Source organism: Rhodococcoides kroppenstedtii, assembly GCF_900111805.1.
Taxonomy (GTDB): domain Bacteria; phylum Actinomycetota; class Actinomycetes; order Mycobacteriales; family Mycobacteriaceae; genus Rhodococcoides; species Rhodococcoides kroppenstedtii.
The window spans coordinates 69,023-83,731 of sequence record NZ_FOJN01000014.1 but is presented as its reverse complement, the minus strand read 5'-3'; the positions used below and the strand labels follow the sequence as shown (position 1 = coordinate 83,731).

Below are 14,709 nucleotides of genomic sequence, written 5' to 3'. Positions count from 1 at the left end.
GTGATTCTTTCCGACGGCGGGGGGCGACTGCGCCTGCGCGCCGACTGGATCGCCGGGAGTGCGGCCGCCGCGATCGCGGTCGAGGACGCGGTCGCGGCGGCCGTCGGAGTTCGGGCGGTCCACGCCTATCCCCGCACGGCGTCGGTGGTCGTCTGGTACTCGCGCACCCGCACCGACCGCGACACCGTCGTGGCGGCGGTCGAGGCGGTCCGTGATCTGCCGGTACCCCAGATCGGTTCGCGCACACCGCGATCGGCCGACGTGGGGTCCACCGAGCTGCTGCGCATGGCAATCGGCGGCGCGGCGCTTCTCCTCCTCGGTGTCCGCCGGTACGGACTGCGTCGACCGCCGATGCTGGGTCCCGGAAGCCGTCTGGTGGCCACCGGGGTCACCATCTTCACCGGCTATCCCTTCCTGAAGGGCGCCGTGCGATCGCTGGCCGGCGAACGAGCGGCCGGGACGGACGCGCTCGTGTCCGCGGCGACCGTCGCCAGCCTGATCCTGCGCGAGAACGTCGTGGCCCTGACGGTGCTCTGGCTGCTCAACATCGGCGAGTACCTCCAGGAACTCACGCTGCGCCGCACCCGTCGTGCCATCTCCGAGCTGCTCTCCGGCACGCACGACACCGCGTGGGTCCGCCTCGCCGACGGGTCCGAGGTGTCCGTGGACATCGACACCCTCGAGGTGGGCGACGAGATCGTCGTCCACGACCACGTCGGCGTTCCCGTGGACGGCGTCGTCGTCGACGGGGACGCGGTGATCGATCAGTCCGCCATCACGGGTGAGACCCTGCCGGTGACCGCCACCGTCGGCGCCCGCGTGTCCGCGGGCTCGGTGGTGGTGCGGGGACGCCTGGTGGTCCGCGCGTCCGCCGTCGGCCGCGACACGGCCATCGGCCGCATCATCGAGCGTGTGGAGCAGGCTCAGGAGGACCGGGCTCCCATCCAGACCGTGGGCGACACCTTCTCCCGGCGCTTCGTGCCGGCGTCGTTCCTGCTCTCGGCCGTGACGCTGGTGATCACCCGCGACGTCCGGCGTGCGATGACGATGCTGTTGATCGCGTGCCCGTGTGCGGTGGGCCTGTCGACCCCCACGGCGATCAGCGCCGCGATCGGCAACGGTGCCCGACGCGGCATCCTGATCAAGGGCGGCTCGCACCTCGAACTCGCCGGCCGTATCGACGCGGTGGTCTTCGACAAGACCGGCACCGTCACCGTCGGGCGGCCCGTGGTGACCAACGTGATTGCGTTCTCGCCCGCGTGGGAGCCGGAACAGGTGCTCGCCTACGCGGCCAGCTCCGAGATCCACTCGCGACATCCGTTGGCGGAAGCCGTGATTCGCAGCACCGAGGAGCGGCGCATCGAGATCCCGCCGCACGAGGAGTGCGAGGTGCTGGTGGGGCTCGGCATGCGCACCGTGTCCGACGGACGCACGCTGCTGCTCGGCGGCCCGTCCCTTCTCGGACGGGAAGGGGTGACCGTCACCGCCGACGCCGCGCAGTGGGTCGAACGTCTGCAGAAGCGGGCGGAGACGCCGCTGCTGCTCGCGGTGGACGGCGAGCTGGTGGGCCTGATCAGCCTGCGCGACGAGGTTCGGGCGAACGCTGCCGCCGTCCTGCGTGCTCTACGCGCGGACGGCGTGCGCCGCATCGTCATGCTCACCGGCGACAACCCCCACACGGCCGCGGCCGTGGCCGCCGAGCTGGGCATCGACGACTGGCAGGCCGAGGTCATGCCCGAGGACAAGCTCGAGGTGGTGCGCCGACTGCAGGCCGAGGGCCACCTGGTCGCCGTCGTGGGCGACGGGACCAACGACGCGCCCGCGCTCGCGGCGGCCGACATCGGCATCGCCATGGGCGCCGCCGGCACCGACGTCGCCGTGGAGACGGCCGACATCGCGCTGGCCGGCGACGACCTGGAGCGCCTCCTGGACGTCCGGGCCCTCGGGCGCGCCTCGGTCGGGGTGATCCGGCAGAACTACGGGCTCGCCATCGCCGTCAACGCCGTCGGGCTGATCGTCGGGGCGGGCGGTGCACTGTCACCGGTGCTCGCGGCGGTGCTGCACAACGCGTCGTCGATTCTGGTGGTGGGCAACAGTTCCCGGATGATCGGGGCGACCCCGACCAGGTGACTCAGCGATTCCGGTCCGTCTGCCGACGGTTCTCCTTCTCGATCGCGTCGACCAACTCGTCCTTGTTCATGCGTGAGCGGCCGGTGACGTCGAGTTTCTTCGCCACGTCCTCGAGGTGCTTCTTCGAGGCGTTGGCGTCCACGCCTTCCTTGCTCTCCCCGCTGGGGTTCGGGCCGCCGCTCTTCGCCCGCTCGTCGGAGGGCCCGTAGTCGTCCTTCTCCTCCCAGTGGTCGCCCACCTTCTCGTGGGTGTGCTTCAGTGCGGCGTAGGCGACCCGGTGGGCGCGGGCTTCGTCGTCGTACTGCTCCTCGGCGGAGTCGAGCGCCTTGGCGTAGGTCCGCTGCGCCTTGTCGTCCGACTTCTGCAGTGTCGAGGGCAACTCGGATTCCTTGGCGTTGCCGTCGTCGTCGGTGGCGGGCATGGTGCGCTCCTTCGGGTCGTCTCCGTCTCCCGGAGGCCTACCCGCGCCGCGGGACGCGAAAACGGCGCGCAGCGTGAGTTGCTGCGCGCCGTTCCGGCTGGGGATCTCTTACTTCGACAGGGTGAACTGCATGACGTCGATGGTGCCGCGGCGGAACTGCTTCGCGCAGCCGCTCAGGTACTTCATGTAGCGGTCGTAGACCTCCTGGCCACCGATCTCGAGCGCCTCGTCCTTGCGGGCCTCGAGATTCTCGGTCCAGGTCTCGAGGGTTCGTGCGTAGTGCTGCTGGAGGGAGTGGACGCGATCGACGGAGAAGCCGACGGACTGCGCCCGCTCCTGAATGGTCTTCGGTCGCTCCAGTTCCCCGCCGGGAAAGATCTCGCGGATGATGAAGCGCATGAACACCGCGTCGCGCTTGTCGACGGCGACGCCCATCTCGGCGAGGTCGTCCAATCCGTAGCCGACGATGGTGTGCAGGAGCATCGTTCCGTCGTCGGGCAGCAGGCGGTACGCCTTCTCGAAGAACGGGACGTGCCGTGCGCGGCGGAAGTGTTCGAAGGCGCCGATGCTCACGATGCGGTCGACGGGCTCGTCGAATTCCTCCCAGCCCTGCAATCGCACCTCGGCCTTGCGGTCCCCGTCGAGGGCGTCGAGCCGGCTCTGCACCCGTCCGAACTGGTGCTCGCTGAGCGTCAGGCCGACCACGTCCACGTCGTACTTCTCGCGCGCACGGATGATGGTCGTGCCCCAGCCGCAGCCCACGTCGAGCAGTCGCATCCCCGGTTCGAGGCCCAACTTGCCCAGTGCCAGGTCGATCTTGGCCAGCTGAGCCTCTTCGAGCGTCATGTCGTCGCGCTCGAAGTACGCACAGCTGTAGGTCAAGGTGGGATCGAGGAACAGCGCGAAGAAGTCGTCCGAGAGGTCGTAGTGCGACTGCACGTTCTTGTAGAAGGGCTTCAGATCCGTCATGTACCGTGCCTCGCCTCACTGGTGGGGTTCGTCCGACGGCCGCCCTCCGCGCTCTCGACGGGCCCGTCTTCAGGAAACCTAGGCCAGCTGAGAGGGGCCTCGCTCGGGTACGGGCACAAAAGAACCTGCGGACGGTTCGCGTGGGTCACGACGCGCCCGGGGCCGGTTTCCTACGCTCAGGCGGGCTTCAGCAGATCGCGGTCACGGGCGACCGAGGAGGCCAGCGTGCGGTAGCCCTGCTCGTCGAAGTGCGCGGTCACGCGGTCCGGTTCCACGGAGACCACCTCGCCCTCGCCCCACTGCTCGTGACGCACCCGGTCACCGGGCGCCAGACCGAGGTCTGCGCTGCCCAAGCCGGCTGCCGCGGCCGTCCGGTCGGCGCGTCCCGACTCGCAGGAGTCGCACCGGCCGCACCGATCGTCGTCGGTCGCGTCGTCCGGTGCCGCGCCGAAGTACTCGAGCAGCATCCGTCGCCGACAGCGTCCGGCCTCGGCGTAGTGCCGCATCATCTCCACGCGCGACGTGGCGGCCGACTCCTCCGCCTCGGCAGCGGCGCGGACCCGACTCATCACGGCGCGCACGTCCGAGTCGAGGTCGACCCATCCGGCAGTCCCGTCGTCACCGCGGTTCAACCGCACGGCGCCGACGCGTTCGAGCAGGTCGAGCGCGGTGCCCGCGGACCGGGCGCTGACCGACGGCAGCGCGGTGATCGCGTCCGTCGGCAGCGGATCCGTCGCGGCGACGACGGCGCGCAGAACCGTGCGGACCACTTTCTGGTTCGGCCGGCGAACGGCGAAGAAATTCTGCAGCCCGAGATCCTCCGCGCGGTAGTGCAGGATGGCCCGGGCGGATTCTCCGTGTCGTCCGGCGCGACCGAACTCCTGGTAGTAGCGCTCCAGGGAATCCGGCGGTGCGGCGTGGACGACGAAGCGGACGTTCGGATTGTCGATGCCCATCCCGAACGCGGACGTGGCGATCACGACGTCGACGTCGCCGCTCACGAAGCGTCGGTGGACCTCGTTCCGGTCCCTGGCCGACAATCCGCCGTGGTACGCGAGCGCGCGAACGTCGTGCTGGGCGAACAGGTCCGCGTACTGCGTCGTCGCGGCGCGCGTCGCGGTGTAGACCAGGCCCGTCCCGGCGCCACGCGCGAGGTCGACCACGTCGTGGACGACGGCGCTCACCACGTCGTCGGCGTGCGCGTGATGGCGTACCGAGAGATGGATGCCGGGGCGATCGACGTCGCCCAGGACGAGCAAGGGCTCCGTCAGCCCGAGCCGCGCGACGATCTCGTCCCGGACGGGCGGCGGCGCCGTCGCCGTCAACGCGAGGATCGGAGGCCGACCCACGGCATTCGCGAACTCGGCGATGCGGAGATAGGCCGGGCGGAAGTCGTGACCCCGGGCGGCGATGCAATGGGCCTCGTCGACGACCACGGCGCCCACGGACAGGAACGTCAGACGCTCCCGCACCTCGGGCCGCGCTGCCTGCTCGGGCGTGAGGTAGAGGAGCACTCCGGTTTCGGCGTCGGCGACGCGGCGCCACGCCTTCTCCGTGCGGGAGGCCGAGAGTCCGGAGTGGATGGCGACCGCCGTCACGGCATCGGTGTCGGCCACGGCGAGAACCTGATCGTGCTGGAGCGCGATGAGGGGCGAGATCACCACGGTCACCCCGTCGAGCATCGTCGCGGCGACGCGGTACACGACGGACTTGCCGAACCCGCTGGCGAGCACCCCGAGCACGTCGCATCCGGCCAGCAGTGCCTCCACGGCGCGTCGTTGATCCGGCTTGAGGTGATCGATCCCCAGTTCCGCTGCGTGCCGATCGATGTCCCGTGCCGCGTTCATCGTCGGCTGATACCCGGTGCGGGCCCGGCGAAACGACGGAGCCGGTCCGCGATCGGCGTCAGAACCGTCGCGTGAACCGCAGTCGCCAGGGCCGTCCGTCCGGATCGACCACCACGCGGTAGAGCCACGAGAACACCCGCTGCTTCCACACCGGGGGAACCTCGATGGCGTGTCGACGCAGTCGTCCAGCCGGGCGGGGCCCACGACGACCGCCGTCGTGCCAGTCGTCGAGGGCGGACACGCTGCGGGCGACGGCGTCGAAGCAGCCGTCCGGATCGAGCAGATCGGACGTGTCGTCGATTCCCTTGCGGGAGAGGTGTTCCGCCAACAGTCCCAGTCGGAGCTCGCGGGCGAACACCCGAGCGCCGTCACCCAGCCCGCCGGGGTCGACCGGCTCCCGAGGATCGCGCTCGGTGTCGACCACCGCGGCGGTCAGCTCCGAATCATGGGTCCAGGAACGGCGATTGAAGTTGTCACTGCCGATCGCGGCCCACACGTCGTCGATCACGCACGCCTTGGAGTGCACGTAGACCGGCACGCTCTCGTCGTTCTCGATGTCGAGGACCAGGACGCGATCCGACCCCGCGCTCCGCAGGATGTCCAGTGCCGCAGCGTGACCGAGCAGTGACGGGGGAATCGTCACGGCGCTGTCGTCGTCGAGGTGGCGTGGCACCACCACGATCATGCGCAGAGTCGGCGAGCGTCGTAGTGCGCTCGCGAACACGCGAGCGACGTCGACCGACCACAGGTACTGATCCTCGATGTACACGAGGCGTTCCGCCCGGGACAGGGCCTTCGCATAGGCCCGGGCGGCGCTGCGTTCGCCGTCGGTCGCGAACGGATACGCGGGGCGACGCCGGGGATAGGTGCGCAGCAGCTGGACGGTGCAGGTTCCGGACGCGGGCGGATCGGGCAGCTCCGTCGGCAGCACCGACGGCTCGCGCCGATGCCGGCGCACCAGATCCGAGAGGACGTGCCACGGCAGGCGGGAGAGCGCAGCCGGGTCCTCCCACCGCTCGCGGAACGTGTCCTCGACGTCGCGCACGGCCGGGCCCGTGATCTCGAGCTGGATGTCGTGCCAGGCCGGGGTCTCGCCGTACTCCGGCGGGAACGGCCGCGACAGCGGGTCGCCGTGGTGCCGTGCGTCGTCCCGCCGCGCGCGTGCGAGGTCGATGCCGCCGACGAACGCGACGTTGCCGTCCGCGCGGTCCGGGGAGCGCAGCACCACCAACTTCTGGTGATGCGACCCGAACGCCAGCACCCGCTGGTCGAGGACGCACTCACCGCCGGCGTCCTCGAGCGCCACCGCCAACGACGAATTCTTGTCTCCGGTGTAGCCGAGCAGTCCGCTGTGGGAGCGCCACATCAGTCCACGGACCGCTGCACCGCGGCGAGCCGCGTCGCTCAGGGCGTCCTCGACGGTGGGCCCGGAGTCGCCGAGAACCTGCTCGGGGTCGCCACGCCAATCGGTGAACAGCACCAGATCGCCCGGACCGGCCGCGGCGAGGTGCTCGCCGAGCACCTGGAAGTACGTGGCGCCGTGCACCAGGGTGCGGCAGGCGTTGCCCTCGGTCCACGGGCGGATGCGCGTGTCGGGGTTCCCGCGTTCCTCGGCCGTCAGCAGCCAGGGGTGTGCGTCGTGGTCGAAGGTGCTGTCGGCCAGGATCGACGAGCGTCCCAGCGCGTGCGAGAGTCGGTCGATCGCCCGGAGGAGAAGACTGCCGACGCCGTCGGTCACAGCGGCCGCGCCGCGGGCGGAAGCAGCGCCGCGTCGCTCACCGGCCAGGACCGAGGGTCCGGCCCCAGCTGCTGCAACTGCCGCACCTGATCCTGACACCACGGCGAGAGTTCGCTGGTTCCGCTCGCGACGTCGTCGACGATCTCCGTCCAGGTCTGCCACCGGTGCTCGGCCACCTCGTCGGGTCGCGGGTCGACGACGGCGGCGTCGTAGCGAACCAGGAACACCGGGCAGATCTCGTGCTCCACCACCCCGTTGTCCATCACGGCGCGGTAGCGGAACCGGGGCAGCACGGGATCGGCCGCGTCGGCGTCGATACCCAGCTCGTGCGCGAGACGCCGAAGCACGGCGCGGTCGAGCGGCTCACCGGGGGCGGGATGACCGCAGCACGAGTTGGTCCACACGCCGGGCCAGGTGACCTTCTCCCACGCCCGCCGCGTGATCAGGACCCGCCCGTCGGCGTCGACCACGTAACTCGAGAACGCCAGATGCAGCGGCGTGTCCTCGTGGTGGACGGTGGCCTTCTCCTGCGTTCCGACGGCGACGCCGTCGTCGTCGACCAGGACCACCAGCTCCGGCGAGGTTGTTCTCACCCGGTCCAGAGTAGAGGTCACCTCAGCGGTCGTCGGCCCCGAGCACCAGCACGCCCTCGCGGACCAGACGACGCACCACGACCGCGCCGTCGTCCCCGTCCAGTCCGGGGAGGTCGCCGACGGTCAGGGTCTTCCCGCCGAGCAGGGCGTCCAGCGCCGGGGCGCACTCGATCGGCAGCGAGATCGTCGTCCGACGGGTGCGCACGTGCACTCGCTCGGCGTCGGTGTCCGTCCGCACGACGAGCCCCGGGCGGCGACGGACCGGCGTGGCCGCATTCAGCGCGGCCAGCGCGTCGACGGTGGCGAGCGGGCGCACCGGCGCCGGCCGGGTGACGTCGGCGAAGCGGCGCCGCACGCGCTCGGCGACGGATGCCGTGAGCGTCGGGTCGACCTCGCCCGCCGCGGCCGCGAGATCGGACAGGACGGACACCACGTGCGGGGTGACGGCCGCCGGGTCGGTCGCATCGAAGCCGAGGGGGAGCGGGGCACGGAACGTGGCGTCGTCGGCCAGTGCGGCGACGATCTGGCGCAGCAGGTCGTGCCGGGTGAGCGCGGACATGCCGACGGTGAGGTGAATCGAGGTCGCGCCCAGCGCCTGCGCGGAATGGATCCAGCCGCGCGGGACGTAGAGCGCGTCACCGGGGCGGAGCACCGTGTCGAGAGTGGGCGGTTCCGCGGCCCGCGCGGCGACCGCCTCGCGGTGATCGGTCCACGGCTGATCCGCCAGCGGGTGCTCGTGCACCGGCGGGTGCAGGATCCAGCGCTTCTCGCCGGCGATCTGCAGAACGAACACGTCGTGTACGTCGTGGTGCGGATCGAAGCCGCGGCTCGACGCCGGGGTGATGTACGAGTTGACCTGGACGGGGTGCCCGATCTCCTCGACCAGATCGCCGGAGAACCGGATGATCGACGGCCACAACCGGTGCAGCCCCTGCAACACCAGGGTGTGTCCCTCCGCGAACGCGGCGAGGACGCCGGCGGAGTCCAACTGATCGGTGACCTCGGCGCCGAACCCACCCGAGCCGGTGTACCGGGATCGATCGGTGAGGGTGCCGTCCTTGGCCATGCGAACGAACGGCGTGCGCACGCCGCGCTCGGAGATCAACTCGTCGACGGCGTCGGCCGTCAACAGGTCGTCGAAGGACCCGGGGAGGTCGGCCGCGCGGGTCAGCAGCGGTGCTCGACCCCAATGGCGGTCGGCGAAGTCGCGCCGCTCCAGGGTGGTGAGACGAGACAGCGCGGACCGGTGATCCGGTCCGCGCTGCTCGTCGTGCTGCAGGCTCAAGCCGTGCCGTCCGCACCGCCGTCGTGGCCGCCGGGGTTCGAGCCGCCGTCGGCCGGGCCCTCACCGGACGCCGCGGAGCCGTCGGCACCGCCGTCGTGGCCGCCCGGGTTCGAGCCGCCGTCGGCCGGGCCCTCGGTGGGCGAGGCCGAGCCGTCGGCGCCGCCGTCGTGGCCGCCGGGGTTCGAGCCGCCGTCGGCCGGGCCCTCGCCGCCGGCCGAGTCGGAGGTGGTGATGTCGTCGTCGTTGATTGCCATCGCACAGACCTTTCGTCGCTCGAGAAGCTTCTCGCGGCTACGAGTTGACGGTTTCGGAGTTTTCCAAACTCCGCCCGCGTGCACCGCGCAGTCCCAGGTGGATCACCGCGCCCACGGCCAGCAGGATGCCCGCGCGCAGCCAGGTGTCCGCGGTCTGCTGCGTCGCGAGGACGACACAACTGATCAGCGCCAGCACGGGGAGAACCACCGGGGTACGGAAGTGCGGGTGGTCCACCCGGTCGCGGCGCAGGACCAGAACGGCGAGGTTGGTGCTGACGAAGACCACCAACAGCAGCAACACGACGGTCTCCGCGAGCGCGGCGACGGTGCCGGTGGCGCACAGGACCATCGCGACGGCGGTGGTCGCGACGATGGCGACCCACGGCGTGCGGCGACGCGGCAGGACTCGGGCCGCGACGCTCGGCACCAGCCGCTGCCGGGCCATGCCGTACGTCAACCGACTCGCCATGATCATGGTCAGCAACGCGCCGTTGGCGACGGCGACGAGCGCGATCGAGCCGAACAGCCGGTCCGGGACCCCGACGTCCGCCGCCGACACGACGGCCAGGAGCGGGGCCGAGGTCTCGGCGAGGTCCGACGACGGCACGACCGCGCTGACCGCGAGTCCCACGGCGACGTAGACGGCGCCCGCGACGCCGAGCGAGAGGAAGAGTGCCCGCGGGTACACCCGGTGCACGTCCCGCACTTCCTCCGCCATGTTGGCGCTGGTTTCGAATCCGACGAAGGAATAGAAGGCGAGCAACGCCGCGGCCAGGACGGCCACCGCCGGGCTCGCGGTGTCCGTGAACTCCAGGGTGCGTCCGGGATCGCCGTCACCGCGCCCGACCACGATGGCCGCCAACGCGACCACGAGCATCAGCCCGCTCACCTCGACGACGGTCATCACCACGTTGGCGCGCATCGACTCCTTGATACCGCGGGCGTTGAGCAGGGCCACGACCCCGAGGAACACCAACGCCGCCGGGACGGTGGGGACGTCGAGGAAGACGCCGAGGTAGTCCCCGGCGAAGGCGAGGGACAGGCCGGCCGCGCTGGTGACACCGGCGGCGAGCATGGAGAACCCGACGAGGAAGGAGACCGCCGGGCGACGGAACGCGCGCTCGGCGAACACCGCCGCGCCACCCGCCTTCGGATACTTGGTGACCAGTTCGGCGTACGACGACGCCGTCAGCAGCGCCATCGCGAGAGCCACGAGCAGCGGCACCCAGACCGCGCCGCCGACCTCACCGGCGATCTCCCCGACGAGCGCGTAGATACCGGCACCGAGGACGTCGCCGAGGATGAAGACGAACAGCAGTTTCCCGGTGATCGCGGACTTCAGGGGAGTCGCCCCGTCGGCCGAATCAGGGGCGGTCGCAGGGGAATCGGCGTCGGGTCGGGCAGGGTTCATCCGGCGGGTGTACCCGACGATCGGGTCGTTACTCCGGCGCAGGAAACGTTGTCGTGCACCGTTTGCCCGGTTCGGCCTCGGGTAGCCGCCCCGCGTCCGAGAGGCTCGCCTGGATGGAGACCACCCGACAGGCCGAGCACGATCACACGTTCGTCCCACAGTCGGGAGACACCCATGTTTCGTCACACGGACCACCTGCAGTTCGACGTCGCGCCGGAGAAGCCGGACCCCGTCTACGCCCGCAAACTGCAGGAACTGATCGGCGGTGCCTACGGGGAGATGACCGTCACCATGCAGTACCTGTTCCAAGGCTGGAACTGCCGCATGAAGGGCAAGTACAAGGACCTCATCATGGACATCGCGACCGAGGAGATCGGTCACGTCGAGATGCTCGCGACCATGGTCGCGCGCCTGCTCGAGGGTGCGCCCGCCACCGAGTCCACGAAGAACGCGGCGATGGATCCGGTGGTCGCCGCGGTCATGGGTGGCATGGATCCGCAGCAGGCCATCGTGTCCGGCGGGGGCCCGAACCTCGCCGACAGTAACGGTGTGCCCTGGAACGGCCGCTTCATCGTCGCGAGCGGCAACCTCCTCGCCGACTTCCGCGCCAACGTCGCCGCCGAGGCCCAGGGCCGCGTGCAGACCGCGCGTCTGTGGCACATGACGGACGATCCGGGCGTGAAGGCCATGCTGAAGTTCAACCTCGCTCGCGACACCTACCACCAGAACATGTGGCTGGCCGCGATCGAGGAACTGCAGGCCGACGGTGTCGAGGGCGTCGTCGCCCCGAACGACCTGTTCGACGAGGAGTACGAGGAGCACGCGAGCACGCTCTGGCACCTGTCGGACGGCACGGAGTCCGACAAGGGGCGGTGGGCCCACGGGACCGCACCGGACGGCCGTCACGAGAACAGGTTTCTCGCCGACCCGCAGCCGCTCGGCAACGTGCAGAGCGGGCCGCCGCCGGACCCCAAGCTGTACGTGACGTACGACGGCGGTCTGGGCGAGCCGTCGAACGCCGCCCTCGGGACGGAGAAGGGCGTGATGGGCAAGATCAAGGAAACGCTCGACCCGAACGCCGGCTGACCCAGCACACGCAGCACGGACTCGGCACGAACGAAGCCCCCCGGTAGCTCGCTACCGGGGGGCTTCGCGGTGATCGGATGGTTGTGAATTCAGGTGTTCGTGTTCTCGTGGTTCAGCGCTGCGTTCCATCGCCCGTCGACGTCCGTTTCGGACTCGGCAGACGATGCGCGGCAACGGATTTCGATTCGTCGATGGGCACCACCAACCTTCGAGAAGAACCAGATGATCGGGCATCTTCGACGATAAACCCGGCCCCCGGCGTTGTCCAGAGACGGTTGTCCGGAGTTACCGGGACACGACCACGTGCTCGTTCGGGACGCAGTGGGTCATGGTGAGTCCGGTGACGTCGCGCGGGCCGTTCTTCCCGAGCTTGGACCGGCGCTCCTCCTCGACGTCCGAGAGCGTCTGCGACGCCAGGGGTGGCAGCTCGCGCACGTCGTCCGCGGTGATGCCGAGACCCTCGCCCACCCGCGCGCCGAGCTCGTCGTCGCACATCAGGAAATGCCACACCATGCGCTCCTGCACCTCGCGGGTGGCCTCGGAGATGTTGGCGGTCAGGTTGGCCACCAGATCGTCCTGTTCCCACGCATCCATGAGTTGGTATCGCTGACCGGCCTGCTCGTAGTCGTTGGTCCGCTCGAGGCGCTTGCGTGTGAGTCGGCCACGGATTTCCGGGCCCTGCTCGTCGTGCGTCGGGTACTGCGCCTCGTGCAGCCCGCCGGTGATCGACGGTTCGTAGTTGACGTGGGGGTTGGCCCCGACGTCGTCCACGGAGTACTGCATCGACCCGCCCTGCTGGTTGGTCGCGACCCGCGCCTTGGGCTGATTGACCGGGAGCTGCAGGTAGTTCGGTCCGACACGGTACCGCTGGGTGTCGGAGTAGGAGAACGTGCGTCCGACGAGCATCTTGTCGTCCGAGAAGTCGAGTCCGTCGACCAGGACACCGGTGCCGAAGGAGATCTGCTCGTTCTCGGTGAAGTGGTTGGACACGTTCCGGTCCAGCACCATGCGGCCCACCACCTTCGGCGGGAAGTCGTTCTCCGGCCACACCTTCGTGTCGTCGAGCGGGTCGAAGTTCAGCTCCTCGTGCTCGTCGTCGCTCATCAACTGCACGCGCAGCTCCCATTCCGGGAAATCGCCGCGTTCGATGTGCTCGTAGAGGTCCTTCGAGGCGTGTCCGAGGTCGGTCGCCTGGGTGGCGGCCGCGTCCTCCTCGGTGAACGACGCCACCCCGGCCTTGGGGATCCAGTGGTACTTGACCAGATGGGTCTGACCGTCGGCGTTGACCCACTTGTAGGTGTTCACGCCGAAGCCCTGCTGCGTGCGGTAGTTGGCCGGAATGCCGCGCGGGGAGAAGAGATTGACGAGCATGTGCATCGCTTCGGGGGTCTGCGACATGAAGTCGAAGATGCGCGCGGGCTCCTGCCGGAACGTCACCGGATCCGGCTTGAGCGCATGGATCACGTCGGGAAACTTGACCGCGTCGCGGATGAAGAACACGCCGAGGTTGTTCCCGACGAGGTCCCAGTTGCCGTCCTCGGTGTAGAACTTGACCGCGAAACCACGCGGATCACGCGCCGCCTCCGACGAGTCCCGCCCGCCGATGACGGTGGAGAAGCGGATCGCGAGATCGGTCCGTTTTCCCTTCTCGGAGAACAGTTTCGCGCGGGTGTACTTCGCGATGGGTTCGTCGCCCCACGTGCCCGTGGCTTCGAAGTACCCGTAGGCCACCGCGCCGCGCGCGTGGACGACGCGCTCGGGGATGCGTTCTCGGTCGAAGTGGCTGATCTTCTCGAGGAAGTGGTAGTTCTCCAGAGTCGCCGGACCGCGCGACCCCACAGTGCGCTGGTTCTGGTTGTCGTAGATCGGATGGCCCTGACGGTCGGTCAGGTGTCCACGGTCGTCGGACGGGGGCGAGCCCTGTGAGGCGACGTCGGTCATGTGAGCTCCTCGGCTGTCGTCGGTGATCGGTGCTACCGGTGCCGATCTCGTCGGGCGAGAATCGGCCCGCGCACGACCTACCCGTGAGACGACGCGGAAAACCCGGGGGGCTCGTGATCGTGCCCGCCGGAGGACACGTCGACCGGGCCTAGCATCGGCGAGGTGAAGCACAGCGCCGGCGTCCTGGTTCACCGTCTCGGCGCGGAGGGTGCGCCCGAGGTGCTGCTCGCCCACCCGGGCGGGCCGTTCTGGGCGCGCAAGGACGACGGCGCGTGGTCGGTGCCCAAGGGGGAGTTCGACCCCGCCGCCGAGAACCCGGCCGTCGCCGCCGCGCGTGAGTTCGAGGAGGAACTCGGCTCGCCCCCGCCGACCGGGCCGTGGCACGACCTGGGGACCGTCGCTCAGTCCCGTGCGAAGCACGTCACCGCGTTCGCCGTCCGCGGGGACTTCGATCCGGCGACGCTCCGGTCGAACGACGCGGAGATCGTGTGGCCCCCGCGGTCGGGGCGAACGATGGTCGTTCCGGAGATCGACCGGGTCGCGTGGTTCGACCTGGAGACGGCGCGGCGCAAGATCCTCGTGGGTCAGGTGCCGTTGCTCGACGCGTTCGCGCGACTGTCGGCCCGATCGTTCGACTCGTCACCGGTCCGGGACGATCAGGCAGCGCCCTGACCGCCCCCGCCGTTCTCGGTCGACCCGTCGTCGGAGGTCGTCTCCCCGCCACCGAACTCGTCGAGAGTCGCCTCGGCGGCGTCGGCCGTCTGTTCACCCGGCCCGTCGTCGGTGTCGTGGAGGCGATCCTGATCGGCCCCGGCCGGATCGGTGCTGTCGCTGCCGCCGCTGCCGCTGCCGACGGGACCGTCGGGGGCGTCCACGGTAGGAGCCTTCTCCGCTGCGCGCTTCGCCTCGTCGATCGTGTCCTGGACGGCGTCGAGGTCGGGGAGATCGGTGCTGTCGGTGCTCATGTCGGTCACCTCTCGTGGGGCGGTTGTGAACCGCAGGGGCCGGTGTGGCGGTGCGCCCAGCTGTCTGCT

13 protein-coding genes are annotated in these 14,709 nt (G+C 70.0%); 3 read left to right on the top strand and 10 right to left on the bottom strand.

The genetic code is table 11. From position 1 onward, the window contains the following. On the top strand, positions 1-2,130 hold the full coding sequence (locus BMZ18_RS15790; protein ID WP_068362706.1) for a heavy metal translocating P-type ATPase: 2,130 nt from the start codon (positions 1-3) through the stop codon (positions 2,128-2,130). 1 nt (position 2,131) lies between these two features. Here the strand turns inward: BMZ18_RS15790 and BMZ18_RS15785 are convergent, their stop codons facing one another. The 8 genes from BMZ18_RS15785 to BMZ18_RS15750 all read right to left on the bottom strand — a co-directional run bounded on the left by BMZ18_RS15785 (position 2,132) and on the right by BMZ18_RS15750 (position 10,648). Beyond that, a complete protein-coding gene (locus BMZ18_RS15785) occupies positions 2,132-2,551 on the bottom strand; it encodes a ChaB family protein (RefSeq protein WP_068362703.1) in 420 nt (139 codons plus the stop codon). A 108-nt stretch (positions 2,552-2,659) separates the two neighbouring features. Next, the gene (locus BMZ18_RS15780; protein WP_068362700.1) at positions 2,660-3,520 is read right to left on the bottom strand and encodes a cyclopropane mycolic acid synthase family methyltransferase; all 861 of its coding nucleotides are present in this window, start codon (positions 3,518-3,520) and stop codon (positions 2,660-2,662) included. A gap of 176 nt (positions 3,521-3,696) precedes the next feature. Further along, positions 3,697-5,367, bottom strand: a complete 1,671-nt coding sequence (locus BMZ18_RS15775; protein WP_068362698.1) for a RecQ family ATP-dependent DNA helicase — start codon at positions 5,365-5,367, stop codon at positions 3,697-3,699. A gap of 58 nt (positions 5,368-5,425) precedes the next feature. Beyond that, the gene (locus BMZ18_RS15770) at positions 5,426-7,105 is read right to left on the bottom strand and encodes a phospholipase D family protein (RefSeq protein ID WP_068362696.1); all 1,680 of its coding nucleotides are present in this window, start codon (positions 7,103-7,105) and stop codon (positions 5,426-5,428) included. After that, the gene (idi, locus tag BMZ18_RS15765) at positions 7,102-7,698 is read right to left on the bottom strand and encodes an isopentenyl-diphosphate Delta-isomerase (RefSeq protein WP_068362693.1); all 597 of its coding nucleotides are present in this window, start codon (positions 7,696-7,698) and stop codon (positions 7,102-7,104) included. The genes BMZ18_RS15770 and idi overlap by 4 nt, the downstream gene beginning before the upstream one ends. Before the next feature lie 22 nt (positions 7,699-7,720). Continuing rightward, positions 7,721-8,983, bottom strand: coding sequence for a cupin domain-containing protein (locus tag BMZ18_RS15760; protein WP_371828511.1), 1,263 nt, complete (start codon positions 8,981-8,983; stop codon positions 7,721-7,723). After that, positions 8,980-9,237, bottom strand: a complete 258-nt coding sequence (locus BMZ18_RS15755) for a BatC protein (RefSeq protein ID WP_068362691.1) — start codon at positions 9,235-9,237, stop codon at positions 8,980-8,982. Before BMZ18_RS15755 ends, BMZ18_RS15760 begins: the two co-directional genes overlap by 4 nt. A 37-nt stretch (positions 9,238-9,274) precedes the next feature. Then, a complete protein-coding gene (locus BMZ18_RS15750; protein WP_068102475.1) occupies positions 9,275-10,648 on the bottom strand; it encodes an APC family permease in 1,374 nt (457 codons plus the stop codon). Between the two features lie 174 nt (positions 10,649-10,822). On the opposite strand from BMZ18_RS15750, the gene BMZ18_RS15745 reads away from it, so the two are divergent. After that, the gene (locus BMZ18_RS15745) at positions 10,823-11,734 is read left to right on the top strand and encodes a manganese catalase (RefSeq protein WP_068362686.1); all 912 of its coding nucleotides are present in this window, start codon (positions 10,823-10,825) and stop codon (positions 11,732-11,734) included. Positions 11,735-12,019: 285 nt separating this feature from the next. Here the strand turns inward: BMZ18_RS15745 and BMZ18_RS15740 are convergent, their stop codons facing one another. Then, the gene (locus tag BMZ18_RS15740; protein ID WP_068362683.1) at positions 12,020-13,675 is read right to left on the bottom strand and encodes a catalase; all 1,656 of its coding nucleotides are present in this window, start codon (positions 13,673-13,675) and stop codon (positions 12,020-12,022) included. Positions 13,676-13,837: 162 nt separating this feature from the next. Here BMZ18_RS15740 and BMZ18_RS15735 point away from each other — a divergent pair, with 162 nt between their 5' ends. Beyond that, a complete protein-coding gene (locus BMZ18_RS15735) occupies positions 13,838-14,347 on the top strand; it encodes an NUDIX hydrolase (RefSeq protein WP_068362680.1) in 510 nt (169 codons plus the stop codon). On the opposite strand, the gene BMZ18_RS15730 is transcribed toward BMZ18_RS15735, so the two are convergent. Next, a complete protein-coding gene (locus BMZ18_RS15730; RefSeq protein ID WP_139203998.1) occupies positions 14,332-14,640 on the bottom strand; it encodes a hypothetical protein in 309 nt (102 codons plus the stop codon). The two genes, BMZ18_RS15735 and BMZ18_RS15730, sit on opposite strands and share 16 nt — an antisense overlap. Between the last annotated feature and the right edge of the window lie 69 nt (positions 14,641-14,709).

What these genes read in the sequence shown, in the direction of transcription:
- BMZ18_RS15730 (WP_139203998.1), bottom strand. Translation starts at nt 14,640, where the DNA reads ATGAGCACCGACAGCACCGATCTCCCCGACCTCGACGCCGTCCAGGAC.
- BMZ18_RS15755 (WP_068362691.1), bottom strand. Translation starts at nt 9,237, where the DNA reads ATGGCAATCAACGACGACGACATCACCACCTCCGACTCGGCCGGCGGC.
- BMZ18_RS15750 (WP_068102475.1), bottom strand. Translation starts at nt 10,648, where the DNA reads ATGAACCCTGCCCGACCCGACGCCGATTCCCCTGCGACCGCCCCTGAT.
- BMZ18_RS15740 (WP_068362683.1), bottom strand. Translation starts at nt 13,675, where the DNA reads ATGACCGACGTCGCCTCACAGGGCTCGCCCCCGTCCGACGACCGTGGA.
- BMZ18_RS15785 (WP_068362703.1), bottom strand. Translation starts at nt 2,551, where the DNA reads ATGCCCGCCACCGACGACGACGGCAACGCCAAGGAATCCGAGTTGCCC.
- BMZ18_RS15780 (WP_068362700.1), bottom strand. Translation starts at nt 3,520, where the DNA reads ATGACGGATCTGAAGCCCTTCTACAAGAACGTGCAGTCGCACTACGAC.
- BMZ18_RS15745 (WP_068362686.1), top strand. Translation starts at nt 10,823, where the DNA reads ATGTTTCGTCACACGGACCACCTGCAGTTCGACGTCGCGCCGGAGAAG.
- BMZ18_RS15775 (WP_068362698.1), bottom strand. Translation starts at nt 5,367, where the DNA reads ATGAACGCGGCACGGGACATCGATCGGCACGCAGCGGAACTGGGGATC.